The organism is Paraburkholderia graminis C4D1M (genome assembly GCF_000172415.1).
GTDB classification, from domain to species: Bacteria; Pseudomonadota; Gammaproteobacteria; order Burkholderiales; family Burkholderiaceae; genus Paraburkholderia; species Paraburkholderia graminis.
The window spans coordinates 1-19,308 of the sequence record NZ_ABLD01000032.1 but is presented as its reverse complement, the minus strand read 5'-3'; the positions used below and the strand labels follow the sequence as shown (position 1 = coordinate 19,308).

At 60.7% G+C, this 19,308-nt stretch carries 13 protein-coding genes; 8 read left to right on the top strand and 5 right to left on the bottom strand.

Features of this window, described 5'->3' with window-relative positions:
• Window positions 1-16: 16 nt before the first annotated feature.
• Window positions 17-817 (bottom strand): enoyl-CoA hydratase/isomerase family protein, encoded by an 801-nt coding sequence (locus BGRAMDRAFT_RS29700; RefSeq protein ID WP_006052601.1) that lies wholly within the window; start codon window positions 815-817, stop codon window positions 17-19.
• An 86-nt stretch (window positions 818-903) separates the two neighbouring features.
• Between BGRAMDRAFT_RS29700 and BGRAMDRAFT_RS29695 the strand changes: the two genes are divergently transcribed.
• Window positions 904-1,740, top strand: a complete 837-nt coding sequence (locus BGRAMDRAFT_RS29695; RefSeq protein ID WP_006052600.1) for a TetR/AcrR family transcriptional regulator — start codon at window positions 904-906, stop codon at window positions 1,738-1,740.
• Window positions 1,741-1,936: 196 nt separating this feature from the next.
• On the opposite strand, the gene BGRAMDRAFT_RS29690 is transcribed toward BGRAMDRAFT_RS29695, so the two are convergent.
• From BGRAMDRAFT_RS29690 to BGRAMDRAFT_RS29680, 3 genes are all read right to left on the bottom strand, one after another.
• Complete coding sequence (locus BGRAMDRAFT_RS29690; protein WP_044021972.1) at window positions 1,937-5,446, bottom strand: pyruvate carboxylase; 3,510 nt, start codon at window positions 5,444-5,446, stop codon at window positions 1,937-1,939.
• A gap of 528 nt (window positions 5,447-5,974) precedes the next feature.
• Complete coding sequence (locus BGRAMDRAFT_RS29685; RefSeq protein WP_006052597.1) at window positions 5,975-6,514, bottom strand: flavin reductase family protein; 540 nt, start codon at window positions 6,512-6,514, stop codon at window positions 5,975-5,977.
• Window positions 6,515-6,546: 32 nt separating this feature from the next.
• Window positions 6,547-7,755, bottom strand: coding sequence for an acyl-CoA dehydrogenase family protein (locus tag BGRAMDRAFT_RS29680; protein WP_006052596.1), 1,209 nt, complete (start codon window positions 7,753-7,755; stop codon window positions 6,547-6,549).
• A 629-nt stretch (window positions 7,756-8,384) separates the two neighbouring features.
• Here BGRAMDRAFT_RS29680 and BGRAMDRAFT_RS29670 point away from each other — a divergent pair.
• The 7 genes from BGRAMDRAFT_RS29670 (at window position 8,385) to BGRAMDRAFT_RS29640 (ending at window position 17,724) form a co-directional block, all read left to right on the top strand.
• Window positions 8,385-9,587: an acyl-CoA dehydrogenase family protein gene (locus BGRAMDRAFT_RS29670; RefSeq protein ID WP_006052595.1), complete on the top strand. Its 1,203-nt coding sequence runs from the start codon at window positions 8,385-8,387 to the stop codon at window positions 9,585-9,587.
• Between the two features lie 577 nt (window positions 9,588-10,164).
• Window positions 10,165-11,241, top strand: coding sequence for a sugar ABC transporter substrate-binding protein (locus BGRAMDRAFT_RS29665; RefSeq protein WP_006052594.1), 1,077 nt, complete (start codon window positions 10,165-10,167; stop codon window positions 11,239-11,241).
• A gap of 4 nt (window positions 11,242-11,245) precedes the next feature.
• The gene (locus BGRAMDRAFT_RS29660) at window positions 11,246-12,847 is read left to right on the top strand and encodes a sugar ABC transporter ATP-binding protein (RefSeq protein WP_006052593.1); all 1,602 of its coding nucleotides are present in this window, start codon (window positions 11,246-11,248) and stop codon (window positions 12,845-12,847) included.
• A 20-nt stretch (window positions 12,848-12,867) separates the two neighbouring features.
• Window positions 12,868-14,070 carry a sugar ABC transporter permease gene (locus BGRAMDRAFT_RS29655; protein WP_006052592.1) on the top strand — a complete coding sequence of 401 codons (1,203 nt, stop codon included), beginning with the start codon at window positions 12,868-12,870 and terminating at the stop codon, window positions 14,068-14,070.
• A gap of 648 nt (window positions 14,071-14,718) precedes the next feature.
• Complete coding sequence (locus BGRAMDRAFT_RS29650; protein WP_006052590.1) at window positions 14,719-16,098, top strand: amidase family protein; 1,380 nt, start codon at window positions 14,719-14,721, stop codon at window positions 16,096-16,098.
• A gap of 171 nt (window positions 16,099-16,269) precedes the next feature.
• The gene (locus BGRAMDRAFT_RS29645; RefSeq protein WP_044021967.1) at window positions 16,270-17,157 is read left to right on the top strand and encodes a DMT family transporter; all 888 of its coding nucleotides are present in this window, start codon (window positions 16,270-16,272) and stop codon (window positions 17,155-17,157) included.
• Between the two features lie 108 nt (window positions 17,158-17,265).
• Window positions 17,266-17,724 carry a VOC family protein gene (locus BGRAMDRAFT_RS29640; protein ID WP_006052588.1) on the top strand — a complete coding sequence of 153 codons (459 nt, stop codon included), beginning with the start codon at window positions 17,266-17,268 and terminating at the stop codon, window positions 17,722-17,724.
• A 461-nt stretch (window positions 17,725-18,185) separates the two neighbouring features.
• Here the strand turns inward: BGRAMDRAFT_RS29640 and BGRAMDRAFT_RS29635 are convergent.
• Window positions 18,186-19,308 (bottom strand): thiamine pyrophosphate-dependent enzyme (locus tag BGRAMDRAFT_RS29635; RefSeq protein WP_044021966.1); only part of this gene is annotated, 1,123 nt, incomplete at its 5' end.

The window sequence follows — 19,308 nt, the reverse complement described above, 5'->3', positions numbered from 1 at the left end:
TCCGGTAGCTCAGCTGTCAGACGTTGCGAAAGTCGCGTCCCTCTTGCACGGCTCGGCTCAGGCATTCATTTGCCTCAGGCGAGGCCAGCGTGTCGACAAAGAGTGCGCGCTCCTTCTGAAGACCTTCATGAAGCTGGGTCACGCCTGCCTCGTGAACGAGTCTTTTGGCGTGAGCCACGGCCGTCGCGGAAAGCCGGCCGAGCACGCTGGCCCATTCCAGCGCCAATTCGAGTGCGGAACCCTCGCTCACGGCGTGCACTAGCCCCTTGGCGAGAGCCTCTGCGGGCGATAAACGCTTTCCAAACACAACCAGTTCAAGTGCGCACGCCGTGCCGACCACTCGCGCCAGGCGCTGCGTTCCACCCGCGCCCGGCACAAGTCCCACGAGAATTTCGGGCTGCCCCAACATGTGATCGCCGCTCTCGGCGATACGAAAATCGCAAGCGAGCGCGAGTTCGCAACCGAAGCCCATCGCGTTGCCGTTGATCGCGGCAATGACGGGTTTCGCGCTGTCCTCGATACGTCTGAAAAGAACGTCCATCTCGCGCTCGGGCGTATGAGCGTGCTCGGGATAACGATCGCCACGCGCATTCAGCTTGCGGCTTAGCGTTGCAAGTTCCGCAAGATCGTAGTGCTGGATAAACACGCCCGCATTCGCGCCCGTAAAGATAATCGTGCGTACCGACGGGTCCCGCTCCGCTGCGCGAAAAGCTCGCAAAAGCTCGCCTACCAGTTCGTGCGTCATGTAACCGTGCGGCGGATTGGAGACGCTGATCGCGGCTGCGCTGTCGTAGATTCTGGTGCGAACTTCACTCATGAGACGCCTCTTGATGGAAACATTGACGCCATCTTATGACAGAGCGCTCGCTCTGAAAACTGTTTTTTGAGAGCGAGCGCTCTATAATGAAAGCGGCCAATTCCGACGCCGAGCCTTTACCCGGGCGGCAGCGGGAGCAGTTGCCGGACCGGAAACGCCAGGCTCCCAAGGGTATGTCCTGGTACGAACGATACTTTCCGCCCGACGCTCGAACGCGTCAGGCGCTCAACACAAGCGGAATAAAGATGGCTAAAACTGGCATGCCACGACGGGAAGAATTTCTGACTGCGGCGCTGAAACGGTTTGCGCGCTATGGCTACGTGGCGACGTCCACGCGAGAACTCTGCGCCGACCTGGGGATCGTCCCATCGGCGATCTACAACTACTTCCCGTCAAAAGAGGCGGTCATCCTCGCGATTGAAGACAGGGAAATGTCCCAGATGCTCGGCGAACTGGAAGGCCTCGACCGCGAACTTCGGGACGATGCCGGTGGCAGGCTCGTTGCCATCGTGAAGTACGTAGCGACTCAGGCCATAATCCGCCGTGAGTCGTGGCGCTTGATGGCCGAGATGCTTCGGTCCTTAAAACCGGAAAATCGCTCGCGGGTCATCGCCCGGCGCGACGCCGTCGAAAAGATCGTACGCGCTGCGCTCGCCGCTGCCGTCGCGGCAAAACTGATTCCGTCACAGGATGTCAAACTCGCTTGCCTGCAACTTTTCAGCATGGCGGAAGGCATGTCAGGCTGGTACAAGGAAGGCAGTGAATATACGGCCGAGCAGATTGCATCGCATGCCGCCGGGTTCTTCCTGCGCGCAATCGGCGCCGAAATACTCTTGCAGTCCGAGACCACTGCCAGGCGAAATACTGCCAACGTGGTCGCGAAGACTGACAGGAAGGCATTGGTTAAGCGGGCGCGGGAGTAGTAACGGATGATTTGTCCGCAAATCCGGCCGCGATGCTGTTTCAGCAACGCCCAATACTCATCGCCTGCACACGGGCCGTCGCTGTTCGAACGCAGAACCCGTCCCGGCGTTAGCCGGCTCAATGCATAGGGTTCGTGCCGTCGCCAAGCCGATCACCGTGCGCGATCAGAGGTCAGACACGTCCCGCCCTCGTTGATCAGTCCGCAGCCTTCAACTCGATCATGAGATCCTTCGCGGCCACACGGTCGCCGGCCCGGACATGCACGGCAGCAATCTCACAGTCGCGTTCGGCCGAAATGTGAGTTTCCATTTTCATCGCTTCCAATGCCACGAGCGTCGTACCGGCGGCGACCCGCTGCCCCGGATGCACTGCAATGGTCACGATCAAACCCGGCATGGGTGCGGCGACATGCAACGAATTCGACGGATCGGCCACCGGGCGGCCATGACGCTCCGACCTTGCACGTTCGATGGCGTGCTGTTCGATCAATACGGTGCGTGACTGTCCGTTTAATTCGAACTGGACTTTGGTCATGCCGGAATCGGTGTCGGCGTGCTTGCCTTGCATGGCGACGAGCAAGGTTTTGCCCGGCTCGATGTCGATCGCTGCCTCTTCCTGCGTCTGCAATCCATAGAAGAAGGCCGGCGTTGGCAGCGTTGAAGTGTCGCCATAAGCACGAAGGTGAGCGAAATAGTCACCGGTTTGCTTTGGGTACATGAGATATGACGCCAGTTGCTGGTCGTCCAGTTCCTTTTCGCATATCGCCGTGCCTTGCGAACGCGCCTCGTCCAGATCCACTGCGGCAAGTGTGTCGCCAGGCCGGTAAGGCTCGGGCGGTTCGCCCCTGAGCACCTTGCGTGAGAGTCCCGCCGGAAAGCCATCGGGCGGAAAGCCAAGCTCCCCCTTGAACAGCGAGACGACGGATTCTGGAAACGCGACCTCCTTGAGCGGATCGGACACGTCGGCGACCTTCAGGTCGTTGGCCACCATCATCAGCGCCATGTCGCCGACCACCTTGGAGGTCGGCGTCACCTTGACGATGTCGCCGAATAGCCGGTTCACATCGGCATAAGCGCGCGACACCTCGGTCCAGCGATGTTCAATACCCAGCGAGCGCGCCTGCTCGCGCAGGTTGGTGTACTGACCGCCTGGCATCTCATGACGATAGACATCGGCTGTACCGGCCCGTATCTCCGATTCGAACGGTGCGTAGTAACGACGCACTCCCTCCCAGTACATCGACGCTTCGTGCAGCCGCTCCAGACCAAGCCCCGGATCGCGCTCGCTGCCCGCGAGCGCTGCCACGATGCTCGAGAGATTGGGCTGCGACGTCAGACCGCTCATCGCGTCCAGCGCGCCGTCCACCGCATCGCAACCGGCATCGATCGCGGCCAAAGCCGAAGCGGCCGATATACCGCTGGTATCGTGCGTATGGAAATGTACAGGCAGGCCAGTCTCTTCTTTAAGAGCTTTGACGAGCGCAGCGGCGGCCTGTGGACGGCAAATACCCGCCATATCCTTGATGCCCAGAATATGCACGCCGGCATTCTGCAACTCGCGTGCAATGCCTACGTAGTAACCAAGCTTGTATTTCGGGCGCGAACCATCGAACAGATCGCCGGTATAGCAGATCGCCCCTTCGCAGAGCGCCCCGCTTTCGCGAACTGCGTCGATTGCCACACGCATGTTGCGCACCCAGTTCAATGAATCGAAGACGCGGAACAGGTCGACTCCCGCGTTTGCGGCCTGGTTGACGAAAAAGCGGACGACATTATCTGCGTAGTTCGTATAGCCGACAGCGTTCGAACCGCGCAACAACATCTGGAACAGAATATTAGGAACCCTCTCGCGCAATTGCGCGAGGCGTTGCCACGGATCCTCCTTGAGAAAGCGCAGCGCCACATCAAACGTCGCGCCACCCCAACATTCCATCGAAAAGAGTTGCGCAAGCTCACGAGCGTAAAACGGCGCGATCGGCAGCATGTCGGCCGTACGCATGCGTGTAGCAAATAACGACTGGTGCGCGTCGCGCATCGTCGTATCGGTCAGTAAAACCCGCTTCTGATCGAGCATCCATCGCGCGAACTTTTCCGGCCCGAGTTCGCGCAAGCGGTCGCGTGTCCCTGGCAACAACGGCGCAGCGGTGTCGAGAGCGGGTAGCACCGGACGCGACATCGGTAATGAAGGCAGAGAACGGCCGCTCATCTCGGGGTGCCCGTTGACGCTTATTTCGCCGAGATAGCGCAACAGTTTGGTCGCGCGGTCGCGCCTTTCGGTGAACGCGAGCAGTTCAGGAGTCAGGTCGATGAAGCGCGTTGTGACATCGCCGCGCCCGAACGCAGGATGATTGACGACGTTTTCAAGGAACTGGAGATTCGACGAGACTCCCCGAATCCGAAACTCACGTAGCGCCCGGTCCATTCGTTTGATCGACTCGGCAGCCGTCGGCGCCCACGTGGTCACCTTGACGAGCAGCGAGTCGTAATATGGCGTGATCACCGCTCCGCCATATGCAGTGCCCGCATCGAGGCGAACACCGAACCCCGACGCGCTGCGGAACGCGGTGAGCCTGCCGTAATCCGGAAGAAAACCGTTCTCGGGATCCTCAGTTGTTATTCGGCATTGCATTGCGTGACCATTAAGCGGAATGTCCGCTTGCACCGGCACGCCAGTTGCAAGTTCGCTAACGACACCACGCTCGTCGAGCGTATCCTCGATCATCCCGATCCTACCCCCTTCGGTGATGCGAATCTGCGCTTTGACTATGTCGATGCCGGTGATCATCTCGGTGACCGTATGCTCGACCTGGATGCGCGGATTCACCTCGATGAAGTAAAACTGGCCAGAGTCGGCATCCATCAGGAACTCTACCGTGCCTGCATGGGTGTACCCCACGGAGTTCATCAACCGCAGTGCCGAGTCGCAAAGCATCGCACGTCCGGCGTCATCGAGGTACGGTGCGGGAGCGCGCTCCACCACTTTCTGATTGCGCCGTTGCACCGTGCAGTCACGCTCATGGAGATGCACGAGGTCGCCGTGCATATCGCCGAGTATCTGGACCTCGACGTGGCGCGCATTGCGCACTAACTTCTCGACATAGACTTCGTCGTTGCCAAATGCCGACAACGCTTCACGTCGTGCCGCGGCGAGTGCGGCCTCGAGCTCGGCCTCGCTCTCCAGGACCCGCATCCCTCTGCCACCTCCGCCCCAACTCGCCTTGAGCATCAGCGGGTAGCCGATTTCTGCTGCGAGACGGAGGCACTCCTGCAAATCATGGGGCAAGGGCGGGGTCGCCGGCATCACGGGCACACCGGCCGCGACAGCCGCGTTGCGGGCCGCGACCTTGTTGCCGAGCATGCGCATGACTTCAGGCGACGGACCGATCCAGCGAAGCCCCGCGTCGATGACCGCCTGCGCAAAGTCGGGATTCTCGGAGAGAAAGCCATAGCCTGGATGAATAGCGTCGACCTGCGTCTGCTTTGCGATACGCAGAATATCGTCGATGTCGAGATAGGCGGCGAGCGGCTTTTTGCCTTCACCGACCAGATAGCTTTCGTCCGCCTTGAAGCGATGGAGAGCGAGGCGATCCTCCTGCGAATAGATAGCCACGGTGCGGATATTCATCTCCGCAGCGGCTCGCATGACACGGATGGAGATTTCCGAGCGATTGGCTATCAGCAGGGATCTGATCGGAGAATTATTCATTGTCTATAGAAGCGAAACAGTCGAGGAACGCAGTCACAACGCGCCTCGCACGCGGATGCGTGATATTCCGGCGATGTCACCGGGTCCACCACGAGCGATGTGAATCAATGCGGTTCTCGCGCGCGAACACGCGCGAACACGAAGCGCGCCGCTGGCAACGGCCGCGTCAGGCGACGTCTGTGAAGAGAAAGTGCGAATCCATCCAGTCGTAACCCGATCGTCTGTTCGCCCACGCCCAGTTCGTCCAGACGCTACTCGTAGCGACTTCGCAGCGATTGCCCGTTGCCAGCATCGCTACCGTCTTACCGTCATCTTTCGGTGGCTCGACATGCTGCGTCTTCGTCGAGTTTTGTCCGTCATTATTCATCGCTGGATTTCTCTATTGAAAAAACTGACTGAAGCAAAACGCCACTACCGACCGTCTGCGTCAATGGGCAAAGACTTCTGGTATCCAACAGCTTTCATGCGTTGATTCTCCATTCTGGTTGTGAGTACCGCGATGTTCTGTTCGGGCCGGTGCGTTCAGAATCACACGGCGCCGGCGAGCGGCGAGAGCGTGCCGTAGGCGCGCGAGCAGTAGACGAGAGGGTGGTCTTCGCCCGCTACGATTTCGTCCACACGACCGATCAGCAATACGTGCGAAGCGATGGAGCGGGCCTCGACGAGCTCGCAGTCGAACGCGGCCACGGCGCCTTCGAGGAAGCGCTGCGTCTCACCCGCTGCGCGGATCCAGCGGGCTTCGGCCAGATCGTAGGGGCGCCCCGTGCGCGGGCGTCCCGAGAACCGTTCGGAATGCTCGACCTGCCCGCACGACAGCACGTTGATCACAAAGCGTCGGTGCTGCGAGACCGCGCTGTAAAGAGGGCTGCCTGACTTGACGGCCACCAGCACCATCGGCGGATCCGCGGACACGGAGATGAACGTGCCCACCGTCAGCGCAATGCGCGCGTCGGGTGCGCCCGCCACCACGACCGCGACGCTGAGCGGCACGCGGCTCATCGCCGACAGGAACTGATCGCGCAGCACGCCGGTATCGCTGGTCGCCAGCGACGATGCATCAGACGTCATGACCGGTGTCTCCTTCTGGATAGTGTGGGTGCTCAAAGAGTCGGGTTGTCCAGTGGCAGACCGAGCGCGGTGCGCCCGTAGGAGATCGCGCTGACGTCCCAGTTCTGCGTGATGTGCCGGTTGGCCGCGCTCATGTCGCAGAAGTAGCGCGAGAGCGGATTCCGCTCGTAGATCGCCCCGCCGCCGGCCGCATCCCAGACAACGTTCACGGCACGCGTTGCAAGCTGTCCGGCGAAGGTCGCTTCGGCGCGGCACCGCGCGCGCTCCTCGTCATTGGGCAGGCGGCCAGACTCGAGAATCTCCGTCATCCTGTCGCACGCGCCGTAGATCAGCAGGCGGGCCGCCTCGATGCAGGACAGCGCCTCGGCGATCTTCACCTGCTGGGTGGGAAAGTCGCTGACGGCCTTGCCCGAGGCGCGCGAGATCCTGCTGCGGGCCTGTTCGAGATAGGTATTCACGGCCCCTTCGGCAATGCCCAGCGCCGTGCCGCCGATGTAGACGCCGAACATGCAGTAAAGCGGCGCGCGCAGGTTGACCGGTTCGCCGGGATAGCGCGCTTCGCGCTCACGCATCGTGTCCACTGTCGTGGTCCGATGCTCCGGAATGAACACCTCGTCGAGCACGACGTCGTGGCTGGCCGAGCCCTTCAGCCCGATCGAATACCAGGTATCGAGAATCTGGTAATCACTTTGGGGAACGAGGAAATGGCGGTCCTCTTCCTCGCCATCCGGTCCGGGCGTAAAGGCGGTGAAGATCGCCCACTCGGCCAGACTCACGCCGCTCACGAAAGGCCAGCGGCCCGAGAGCACGTAGCCGCCTTCCACCCGGCGCGCACGCCCCAGGTTCGGGATCAGGATCCCGGAGAGCAGGGCTGCGGGATTGTCTGCCCACACATCTTCCTGGGCCTGGACGGGCCAGCGGCACATCATGGAGTTGTGCGAGATGTTCTGCACGATGGCCCAGGCGGAGGAGCCGCAGGCCTGCCCCAGCGGGCGCATGACATCGACCGCGGCCCGGAACGGCGCGTCGGCGCCGCCAAAGCGCGCCGGCTGGAACAGCCGGTGGATGCCGGTGCGCCTGACGTCGAGCCGGGTGGCCTCGGGGGGCCGGCGCAGGGCCTGGGTTTCCTCGGCGCGCTCTTTCAGGGCGGGGGCGAGTGCGCGGGCGCGCTCGATGAGTTCGTCCGCGGTCCCGGCGCGCGCGAGGGCGGGCGTTTGTTCGGGGCTGGGTGCGGTTTGCATGTTCAAGGTGATCTCCGTTGGGTCCGTTTTTATAGAACATACGTTGTATAAAAAACAAATGCAAGCCTTTCACATTGAGGATCTACCCTGCCAGAAAGTCCTGATTGCCCCACCACGCCAATGCTGGTAAGTTAGAATGACTGTTTCGATGCAGCGTAAAAGGGACGAAAAATGCCGAAATTGGGAATGGAGGCGATCCGCCGTCGGCAGGTAATGGATGCCGTGATCCATATCCCGTTGACCAACGACTGGACGCGATCAGCGACGCTGCAAGCCGTCTGTCTACCGCCGGCATCCCGGAATGGCGGCTCTTGCTAAGACTGTTCGGGAGGGTGCCGTTTGACGGCGCGCCGCAGGTAGAGGCGCAGAAGGTTCACTGTCGCTATGCCGAAGTCATTGTCAGACTGATCTGAGGCTGGTGTTGACGAAGGCAAACCGTTCGATATCGCCATCAAATTCATCAGTAACGCTTTCGGGCTTTGTATGCCGATGGTGGTCGCTCGCCAGGCGATGGCCCCCTCGGCAAAAGCAATGCAGGTGCGGTAAATTAATTGCGTGATACGAAAACATCCTTGCTGGATGATGCATCGTCGCCTGTCCTACTTCGCCATCCTCAGGGAGGATAATCGTTGACTGTCATTTACCCCGACGATTTCAGGGGCGCGCGCGTGCAAAGCCGCACTCTGATTACCACCGCACGCAACCTCATCCCAACCCTGAGAGAACGGGAGGAGGAAGCGGAACGCCATCGCCGCCTGCCCGAAGCAACCAGCCTTGATCTGCGCCGTACCGGGATCGCGCGCCTGCTGCAGCCTGAATCTTTCGGTGGCGCGGAGGGTTCGCTCGAGCACCTCGTGGACGTGCTGATCCCGATTGCAAGCGGATGCCCCTCCACGGCCTGGTGTCTGGCCCAGTACCTGTTCCACAACTACATGATCGCCCGATGGCCGGTGACGGCGCAAAAAGAAGTCTGGAGCGACCCGACCAATCTCGTGAGCGGCATCCTCGTACCGCGTCTCGGCACGGCCCGGCAGGTCGACGGCGGCTACGAGCTGTCGGGACAGTGGCCCTTTGTGAGCGGCGTGCAGGCGTCCGACTGGTGCATCCTGGCCGGCATGGTGGAGCAGGACGCCGCCCCGGACGAGGAACGCTATTTCCTGGTTCGCACCGCTTCGGTGACGATTCTCGATACGTGGAATCCGATCGGCTTGCACGGCTCGGGTAGCCACGACGTCAAGATCGAGAAACTGTTCGTACCCGAACATCTCACCTTGTCGATCAACCACATGAAGGGTGGCGACTTCCCGGGTAAGGCTCTTAACCGGAGCGCACTCTTCCGTCCTCCTCTTCATATGATCAGCGGCATTCTTCCCGCCGCATGCCTAATCGGCATGACCGAAGCAATGTTTGAAAATTTCCTGCTGCAATCGCGCGGACGCAAAGCGCTTAGAACCAGCGATGACACAGTGAGCTATCCGACCCATCAGATGCGCGTCGGTGAAGTATCGGCATCGCTGCAGGCAGCCGAGATGCTCATCCGCGCCGACTGCAGGGAAATCATGGAATCCGCTGCGGCTGACAGCGCTTATTCGCCGATGGAGCGGTCAAACTACCGCTCGAACGCAGCCTATGCAGGCCAGCTCGCCCGGCGCGCGGCCGAGGTCGTCTGGGATCTTATCGGTGCCCGCGGCGCCTACGCGACCAATCTCATTGCGCGATACTATCGGGACATCGCTGTGGCATCGCGCCACACCGCGATCAACTGGGAAGTCAATGCGACGGAACACGGTCGCGCCCGACTCCGCCTGCCCCTCACGAATCCATCGCTGTAAGCCAGCCGGTCCGCCTCTCGGGTGTTGCATGCATCCGACGGACCGTGCTCGCAAGCAACTCATTCTTCCGTTGATCAAGCCGTCGCCCTGGTCTATTGGCCTGTCGTTTGGTTGCAGCGCAACAGATTACGTCTACGTCGTGGCCGCCTAAAAAATGCGTCTGTTTAGCTCGGGCATCTTGACAACTTTATTTGGATAAGTTGTTCTATATACCGTAGCGGTTCCAGTAGCTTATTTGAACGATAAAAAGCGGAGACAACGACCATCAGGGCGCTTTGACATCGCGTCACCGCACCGAGCCGAGAAACCGGCGCCACACGGCACGTTCGTGTCCGCGTTGCCCACGGCATTATCCATAACCCCAACGCTAACAAACGACCCTTATTTCGATGCAGCGCACAAAAGAGTGAGGCTGTAACGGCTAGTGGAGATCCCGCTTGACAGTTTTTTTTAGATAGGTTGTTCTATATACCGTGGCAGCACCCGCAGTTCTGATCAGAAATGTTCATCGGAGGCTTCGCCCCACTGCGGGCCAGCCGCCTTCAACAGTTCACCATTTTTCCCCCGGAGGGGACCCATGCGCGATTTGCTTTCCCTGACCCAGCAGCTTGTGGACGGCCGTGTCTCCCGTCGCGGCTTCATGAAGACGGCCGCCGCCTACGGCGCCGCGGCCGCAACCCTTGGCGCGGGCGGCTATGCGCGTGCCGCCGGTAACGGCGCGCTGATCGGCTTCAGCTTTCCCAGCTTCGATGCGTTCCGCTGGCCGCACGACCGCCACTACTTCGAGAAACGCGCCGACGAGCTCGGGCTGCGCTACATCATCCAGGGCGCCAACGAGGACGTCGCCACCCAGGACTCCCAGGTCGACGCCATGCTCTCCCAGGGCATCAAGGCGCTCGTGATCATTCCGGTGAACGTCGACGCCGGCAAGCAGATCGTCGAGCGTGTAAAGCGCGAGGCAAAGATCCCCATCATTTCGTATAACTACGTGATCCCCTCCACGGCCGTCGACTACTGGGCCGGGCGTGACAACTATTTCGTCGGCGAACTGCAGGCCAGACAGGCCCTGCAGGAAGCGAAGAAGGGCAACTGGGTCATCGTCAGCGGACCGGAGGGCATCGATGTGGCCCGCCAGAAGACCGAAGGCGCGCTCAGGGTGCTCAAGCCGCACATCGATTCCGGCGAGATCAGGATCGTGTCGCATCAATGGCACGATGCGTGGAGCCCGGAGGGGGCGCTCAAGCAGGTCGAGGACGCGCTGACGAGCCACAACAACAACATCCAGGCCGTCATCTCCAACGAGGATGGCATGGCCCTCGGCGCGCTGCGCGCTCTGGCCGAGCAGAAGCTGGCCGGCAAGGTCTGGCTCTGCGGAGAGGACTGCTGGCCCGAGGTGGCCAGGGAGATCGTGGCCGGGCGCATCAACATGAGTGCCTGGACCGACCTCATCCAGATGGGCCGCGTTGCCGCCGATGCGGCCTTCGCGCTCACCCACGGGCAGGTCCCCCCGGGCAACGACAGCATCACCGTGAGCGGCAGGAAGATCCCCGGAATGCGCATCGGCTCGCTCGGCGTGAACAGGACAACGTTGCCGGACTTCCTCAAACGCACCGACTGGCTGAAGCCGGCCGATATCGGTCTGAAGCAGGGCTGAACAGATGATGAACATGGAAGCGTCCGTCGCGCCGTCGCCCCTGAGCGGGCACACCGCCCAAGCCACCCAGCCCGCCCACGACCTGCTCCGCCTCGACGGCATCACCGTCGAGTTTGGAGCCACGCGCGCCCTCGACAATGTCAGCTTTAACGTATCGCCTGGAGAGGTCGTCGGGTTGATGGGCGCCAATGGCGCCGGCAAGAGCACGCTGGCGAAGGTCATCGTCGGTGAGATTGCGTTCGGCTCGTACCGGGGAACCGTCACCTGCAATGGCAGTCCCGCCGCGTTCAGTCATTCGCGTGACGCTCATCGTGCAGGTGTGGCTCTCGTTCACCAGGAGGGCTCCGTTGTCCCCCAGCTGACGATCGGTGAGAACGTGATGCTCACGATCGAGCCTTCGCGGTTCGGTGTCATCGACTGGAAAGGCCTGTATGCCCAGGCCGACACCGCCATGCGCAAACTCGGGCTGGACATCGATACGCGCAAGCCACTGGCCGGCCAAGGTGGCGTGGCGCTGATGGAGCAGGTGGAGATTGCGCGCGCCATCGCGAGCGGCGCCCGCGTGTTCGTCTTCGATGAGTCGACCTCTGCGCTGGGCGCCGGCGAGATCGAGGTGCTGCTGCGACGCATGCGCGAACTCGCCGCCCAGGGCGCCGGCATCATCTTCATCTCCCACCGGACCGACGAAATCCTGAAGGTCTGCGACCGTGTGGTGATCCTGCGCGATGGCCGTGTCGCCGTCTGCGCGCCACGCGCGCAACTCGATCATGCCTCGATCGTACGCGGCATGCTGGGCGATGGCCGCAGCGACACGCTCGCGCCGCTCGCCCAGGACTCGCGCCTGAAGACGCAGGGCACGCTCGTCAGGATCCGCGACTGGCGTATCTCGAAGTCGCTGGACAATCCGCGCGATCTCGCCCCGATCAACCTTGCGCTGGCGCGCAACGAGATCGTGGCCGTGTATGGCCCGCTCGGCGCGGGCAAGACCGAGCTGCTGCAGTCGCTCTATGGCCTGCTGCCGGAGCTGAGCGACGGTGTGCTCGAGCTCGCGGGCGCCGCGCTGCGCCCGCGCAACCCGCGCGATTCCATCCTCGCAGGCGTGGCCTATGTCTCGGCCGAGCGGCAGCGCGACGGCGTCGTCGCCCATCTCTCCGTCCTGCAGAACATGATGCTGGGCTGGCATCGCGGCGCGCCGCGCTGGAAAGGCCCCGTGGTCGACGAGCAGAGCGCGGAAGCATTGTGCCGGGAGTACATCCGCGATCTGGCCATCCGCACGCAGGGACCTGCCCAGCCGATAGCGAATCTGAGCGGCGGCAACCAGCAGAAGGTCCTGCTCGCGCGCGCCCTGATCAACCAGCCGCGTCTGGTGCTGCTCGATGAACCCACGCGCGGCATCGATCTTGGCGCAAAGCAGGACGTCTACCGGCTCATCCGCAAGGTCGCCGCAACCGGCACCGCTGTGCTCTACGCGACGATGGAGGAATCGGAGGCGCTGGAGCTCTCGGACCGGATCCTGGTGCTGCGCGACGGCAAACAGGTAGCGCTGCTCGACACGAAAGACACCAACCCGCACGAGCTGCTTGCGCTCGCGGGTGGACTGCAATAAATGGACAAACTGGAACAGCAATGAAATCGAACACAGCTGAAACGAACACCCCCGCGATTGCGGCGCCCGCTCCGGAAGCGAAGGCCGCGGCCCCGAACCGCGCGAGCTCGATCATCTCCGTGGCCCGCTCCGCCGCCGGGTTGCTGGTGGCCGTGGCCCTGGTCTGGATCGCCTTCTCATTCCTCACCGATGGCGTATTCGTCAGCGACCGCAACGTGACCAACCTCATGCGACAGACGGCCATCACGGCGATGGTCGCCCTGGGCATGCTCGTGGTGGTCGCGCAGGGCGAAATCGATCTGTCCGTGGGCTCGTTCATGAGCCTTTGCGTAACCGTCGTCGCCCTGCTCGAGGCCAGCCATCTGGTCAGCCCATGGGTGACGGTGGCCGCGGCGATCGGCATGGGTGTGCTGGTCGGGGTATGGAATGGCACCTGGGTGGCGCGCTTCGGCCTGCCGTCATTCGTGGCGACGCTCGGTGGCCTGATGCTGTTTCGCGGCATCGCGCTGGCCCTGTCCGGCGGGCGCACCATCTCGGGCATCTCGGAAGGCATCCGCTTCTTCGGCGACGCGTTTCTGAGCGGCCCCGTGCTCTGGGTGTTTCTGGCCATTGCCGCGCTCATCTCGCTGCTGCCGCTGCGCCAGCTGAAAGACCCCGGCCGGCGCCGTCAGGCACTGGTCCGCGCTGCCCTGGGCTTCGCCAGTGTCGCGCTGCTCTCATGGTCGACGCTGTCCTATCTCGGCCTGCCCATGCCGGTGGCCATCACGCTGGTTGCCGCGGCCATCCTCTCGTGGATGCTGACCAATACGGTATGGGGGCGTCACGTGTATGCCGTGGGCGGTAACCGTGCCGCGGCCCGCTCCGCAGGCATTCCGATCACCCGGCACCTGATGACCTCATTCATCCTCATCGGGGTGCTGACCGGACTCGGCACGCTCATGTTCGTGGGCCGCCTGGGATCGGCGCCGCCCGAGTCGGGCCTGTTCCTGGAGCTCAACGCGATCGCGGCGGTCGTCATCGGCGGGGCCAGTCTCTACGGCGGCACCGGCACCGTGCCGGGCATCCTGCTCGGCGCGCTGCTCATGCAGAGTCTCTCGAACGGCCTCTCGCTGCTCAATGTGCCAACCGCCTACCAGAACATCGTCAGCGGTATCGTCCTCATGCTCGCCGTTTATGTCGATGTCCTCTCCAAGCGTGGAGGCAAGCTATTCGTGCGCCCCTGAAATTTATCGCTGGCATTCTGCTCATGCCTGCAATGGCCGCGGCATTCGCCTACGGGTATGCCGCCAGCAGCGTTCGTCTGCGCTGGCGAGCGGCCCGACGCGCGCTCAGACTGGACTGGCTGGCTGTCCACCACGGCCCGCTTGAAATCCGCAGGCCGCCCTCGTGGGGGGACATTGAGCCAGGTCCACAAGGCACGCTGATCCTGCACAACCGGCCAGCGAGAATGCGAGTCGACGGCGACGCTGTCTGGTATGGATCAGCTATCGAACTCAGAATACGGCCAGGCAGCGAGACGCGACCAGAGAGGGCTCGCGCGACCCGCTGCTGGACACGTCTACTGGGTTCGCCAGCAGGCTCATTGACAGTGGATCTGCATGTTGCCTTCGGTGTTACACCAGCAAGAGTGAAAGAAGCCCGGCGCGTGCTGTCCTCGATGCGTCTAAATGGCGATCCCGGCCTGATAGTCTGGCCGGAGCAACAGCCAGGTCATGCAAGTATCGCGTTGCGACGGGTTTTACCACCGCACGACTCGAGCATCGCCCGCGATTTCGAGAGCTTCTAGCCAGATCAGGTCGTGAGCGCAAAGCAGTCGTGAGCATTACATTGCCAATTTTCCCGCTTTAGAATCAGGAACAGGAGAGCATTTCATGGAGGAACTCTGGCGCCTATCGGCCGCTGAACTGGCCGACCTCATCAGATCTAAAAAAATCTCCGCGAAAGAATCGGCACAGGCCGCCCTTGCCCGACTTGATGCAGTCAATCCGAAAATCAACGCAGTGGTTGATTACCGACCTGAAGACGTGCTGTCGCAGGCGGCAACGATAGATGCGGCGATCGCGCGCGGTGATGAGCCGGGACTGCTGGCGGGCGTTCCGGTCACGATCAAGATCGGTGCGGATCAGGCCGGCTTCGCCACCACGGACGGCATGAGATTGCTGCACGACCACATCGCGACATTCGACAACCCGGCAGTCGCCAATCTACGCAAGGCCGGTGCAATTTTACTCGGCCGGACAAACTGCCCTACTGTCTCTTATCGCTGGTTTTCATCGAACTTGCTTCACGGCGATACCCGCAATCCTCACGATCCGGGTATCACGCCGGGTGGTTCGTCGAGTGGTGCGGGTGCGGCGGTCGCAGCTGGAATCGGGCACATTGCCCACGGTAGCGATATTGCAGGTTCGATCCGCTATCCCGCATATGCGTGCGGCGTACATGGGTTGCGCCCCAGTCTCGGTCGTGTCCCCCACTTCAATCCGAGCTTTGGCGGACGTTCGATCGGTGGCCAGATCGGCGCCGTCTCCGGTCCCCTGGCACGCACCATCAATGATCTTCGAATCGCGCTGGCGGCGATGTCCGCACCCAACGCTCACGATCCCTGGTACGCACCGGTTTCACTCAATGGGCCGCTTCGACCGAAGCGGGTTGCCATGTGCGTCAATCCCGATGGCCTTGATCCGGTGCCCGAAGTAATTGCCGCGGTCGTGGACGCAGGCAAGCGACTGCAACGCGCCGGCTGGGTTGTTGAGCAGATCGACGACACGCCGCCCATGCAGGAGGCCGCCGAAATACTCACCAGGCTATGGCTCGGCGACGGTTACGAGGCTCAACTCGAAATGGCTGAACGCGAGGGCGATCTGGGCGCGCTCGCCTGCTTGCGAGGTGTCCGCGATCAGGTGCATCCATTCGATCTGTCCGAGGCATTGGCTAGACGAGATATGTTGGCACGCGAATGGTTCGCCTTCCTCGACAAATATCCGGTGGTGCTGATGCCCGTGTCAGGTGAACTACCATTTCCCGACAATCTTGACCTCAAGGATGAGGCGTCGTTCAAACGCGTGTGGCACGCCCAGTTGCCGCAGGTCGCTATCCCTCTGATTGGCGTACCGGCGCTCTCGGTTTCGACTGGACGAATCGGACGAATTCCAGTGGGCGTGCAACTTGTGGCGGCCCGCTTCCGGGAAGATCTGTGCCTCGCCGCAGGTGAGGCAATCGAAACCAGCGGCTGGCCACCCGAAATGTGCTGATCCAATCGACGCTGGTTTCACAGCGCAAGACGCGATGTCGTTCGCGGTTGAGCCTGACTGTGACGCCGGCGATCTTTGGAGGGGTGATCGGCCAAACTCTCGTCCTTGCACCTCTCTTCCCGATGAAACGGGTCGCTTAAAAAACATCCAACTCAAAGGTTTCTTTTAGTTATGTTCTCGTCAACGCCTTCGTATCGTGGCGCTCTTTTCATGGTGTGCTCAACTGGATCTTATATCGTCAGTGACACGTTTATGAAATTGGCAACTGCTGGCCTTCCGCCGTACGAAGTGCTGCTGTTACGCGGCGTCTCCGCGACGGTCTGCGGTATGTTTCTACTTAGCTTCCTAAGACAATGGCATGTCGTTCCAAAGATCTTTAACCGATGGGTGTCGCTAAGGAACCTGATCGAGTTGGCTTCCGTTCTTTGTTACATCGTCGCCCTCGCCAATATGCCGATTGCGAATGTCGCGGCCCTCACACAGATCACTCCATTGATCGTACTGGTCGGCGCAGCGCTGTTCTTCAGAGAGCGTCTCAGCGGCATGTCAATGACGCTGATCATGATCGGCTTCGTCGGCGCGATCATGGTTGCACAACCCACGAAGGAAGGGCTTTCTCTGTTCGCGCTGCTCGCACTGGGAAATGCAATTTTCGGAGCGATACGCGACCTCGTGGGCCGTCGGGTGCCGGCAACGGTTCCTGGAATTCTCGTGGCGTTTGGCGCGTCTGTACTCGTTCTGATCGGCTCCATCGCAATACATCTCACGCTCGAGAAAACGATCGTGCCCAGCACGACGCATGTTCTGCTGCTCGCGGGATCCGGCCTGTTCCTGTTCGCCGGTCACTACCTGCTTTTCACGGCTTATCGCCTCGGACCAACAGCGATCGTCGCGCCATACTATTACTTTTTTACCGTCTGGGCGTTGATCGCGGGCGTGATGGTGTTTGGAACGTTGCCGAATTCCATGGCGATCTCCGGAATCGTACTCGTGATCGTCAGCGGCGTCGCTATCGTCTTATTTGACCGGTCTCGAGCGAGGCCGGTTCCGGCCGCATGATTCATATATCAACTCGGTATAGCAACGGACTTCTTTTCCATGCTGTGACATGCCCGACGACGCGGGCAGATAGCGTCCCTTCCCTTTCCTTCACATACTCGACTCGATATGAACATCTCAAAGTTGGCTCACTATTCAATACGCACGACCGATCTTCCTGCTTCGCTGAAGTTCTATACCGAGGTGATCGGGTTGAGAAACGGTTGGCGGCCGCCATTCAACTTTCCAGGCCATTGGCTTTATCTCGACGAGAAGGACGGCCTCGAGGGCGATCAAGGTTCGGTCCATCTTATCGGTGTCGATCCGGTCGACCCATCCGGTCTTATCGAGGCCATGGGCGATAGAGATATTGAATCCCTTCATGGAAGTGGCGCCGTCGATCACATCGCGTTCTTCGCCGTGAATCTGCTTGAGGTGCGTGAGACTTTAACCCGGCTGGGGGTTCCGTACCGCGAACGCACCGTCCCCACTCTAAAAGTGCATCAGATGTTCCTGGAAGATCCGTCTGGTCTGGTAGTCGAGTTGAACTTCCCGTTTCTAGATGAAAACGAGGGAGCTGACGCCTGATTTATCTTTGGCATAGCGCGGCAACGGTAAGGCATGAAACGGTGGCGAAGCGCCATCGTTATCGATCGCCTCACGTTGTCGTCTCGTTGAACCCTGGAGAATCATCGATTGTCGCGTGGACGGTGTTCTGGACCTCAATCGGGCACCGGTCACGGAGTCTGGAACACCGTCGCCGAGGGAAGCACGCCTGGTCAACGGATTCATCGGGAAGTCGATGGTGACTTCTCGTGTGCGATGGCACTCGTGGAGATGGCATCGAACGCTGCTGTCCAGATTAGCAGACAGTTCTTTATGCCTTCGGCGTAACGACGCATCGATGTTCTGGGACAGTTTTTCAGGGAGCGGCACGCGTCCTCATCGGAAACAGACTCACGGGGTGCGCACGGGAAGCTCGTGAGACATCATCCTAACCGCAGATTCAGGATGATGTGCAGCCTGGCGGGCGTACGCTTTCGTAGCCATCATCCATCGATGTCGCTTTCGCTCAATAGCATCTGGGTCAATCCCGTACCCGACCGGATCATTGGCCAGACACGTTCACCGGAATCAATCAACACTTCCATAAATACGGTTCTGTCCCGCGTTTCCAACAACGTGCGCAACGCCTCGTCGAGTGCAATTTTTGTCTCCACTCGAAGCCCCACGTGTCCGTATGCCTCTGCCAGCTTTACAAAATCTGGAAGCGACTCCATGTAGGAATGAGCGTAGCGGCCCCGATGATCTACGTGCTGCTGCTGCCTTACCATGCCGAGACTTTGATTGTTCAGACAGAGCACCTTCACATTGATTCCGTACTGCATGCAAGTCGATAACTCCTGGATACACATCTGGATCGAGCCATCGCCGGTGACAACAATGACGTCCGATTCAGGCTTCCCCAGTTTGGCGCCGATCCCGTACGGTAGTCCTACACCCATTGTTCCCAGACCACCCGAGTTAATCCAGCGACGTGGCTTGCCAAACTTATAGTATTGCGCGACCCACATCTGATGCTGGCCGACGTCCGAGCAAATGATGGTATCGTCATCGACCAGTTGACGAAGCCGCTCAAGAACAAATTGCGGACGCAATTTCTCACCGGCGTTGTCGTAAGCGAGGCACTCGCGTGCCCGCCATGCATTGATCTCATTCCACCAATGTGAAAGGTCCCGACTGGTCGCAATGCGTTTTAGTTTAGATGTCAGTTGCGGAATGACATTACGCAAGTCCCCGACTATAGGGATGTCCACTTTCACGCGCTTGGAGATCGAAGATGAATCGATATCGATGTGAATAATCGTGCGGTTCCTGCTCGAAAATTCAACTGGATTTCCAATAACGCGGTCATCGAAGCGAACGCCGAGCGCAAGCAGAACATCGCAGTTATGCATTGCCATGTTAGCTTCGAATGTCCCGTGCATTCCCGGCATGCCCACATAATGCTGGTCTGTTCCAGGAAAGGCGCCGAGCCCCATTAGCGTCGTTGTCACTGGAAATTTGAGAAGTTCGGCGAGCTCCCTTAACGAATCAGCCGCGTCCGCAAGTACTACGCCGCCCCCGACGTAGATGTAGGGCCGCTTTGCTCGCGCCAGCGCATCAGCAGCG

Coding starts and splice junctions, on each gene's coding strand:
- BGRAMDRAFT_RS29645 (WP_044021967.1), top strand. CDS start 16,270: ATGTTCTCGTCAACGCCTTCGTATCGTGGCGCTCTTTTCATGGTGTGC.
- BGRAMDRAFT_RS29655 (WP_006052592.1), top strand. CDS start 12,868: ATGAAATCGAACACAGCTGAAACGAACACCCCCGCGATTGCGGCGCCC.
- BGRAMDRAFT_RS29665 (WP_006052594.1), top strand. CDS start 10,165: ATGCGCGATTTGCTTTCCCTGACCCAGCAGCTTGTGGACGGCCGTGTC.
- BGRAMDRAFT_RS29680 (WP_006052596.1), bottom strand. CDS start 7,755: ATGCAAACCGCACCCAGCCCCGAACAAACGCCCGCCCTCGCGCGCGCC.
- BGRAMDRAFT_RS29685 (WP_006052597.1), bottom strand. CDS start 6,514: ATGACGTCTGATGCATCGTCGCTGGCGACCAGCGATACCGGCGTGCTG.
- BGRAMDRAFT_RS29650 (WP_006052590.1), top strand. CDS start 14,719: ATGGAGGAACTCTGGCGCCTATCGGCCGCTGAACTGGCCGACCTCATC.
- BGRAMDRAFT_RS29700 (WP_006052601.1), bottom strand. CDS start 817: ATGAGTGAAGTTCGCACCAGAATCTACGACAGCGCAGCCGCGATCAGC.
- BGRAMDRAFT_RS29640 (WP_006052588.1), top strand. CDS start 17,266: ATGAACATCTCAAAGTTGGCTCACTATTCAATACGCACGACCGATCTT.
- BGRAMDRAFT_RS29690 (WP_044021972.1), bottom strand. CDS start 5,446: ATGAATAATTCTCCGATCAGATCCCTGCTGATAGCCAATCGCTCGGAA.
- BGRAMDRAFT_RS29660 (WP_006052593.1), top strand. CDS start 11,246: ATGATGAACATGGAAGCGTCCGTCGCGCCGTCGCCCCTGAGCGGGCAC.
- BGRAMDRAFT_RS29695 (WP_006052600.1), top strand. CDS start 904: ATGAAAGCGGCCAATTCCGACGCCGAGCCTTTACCCGGGCGGCAGCGG.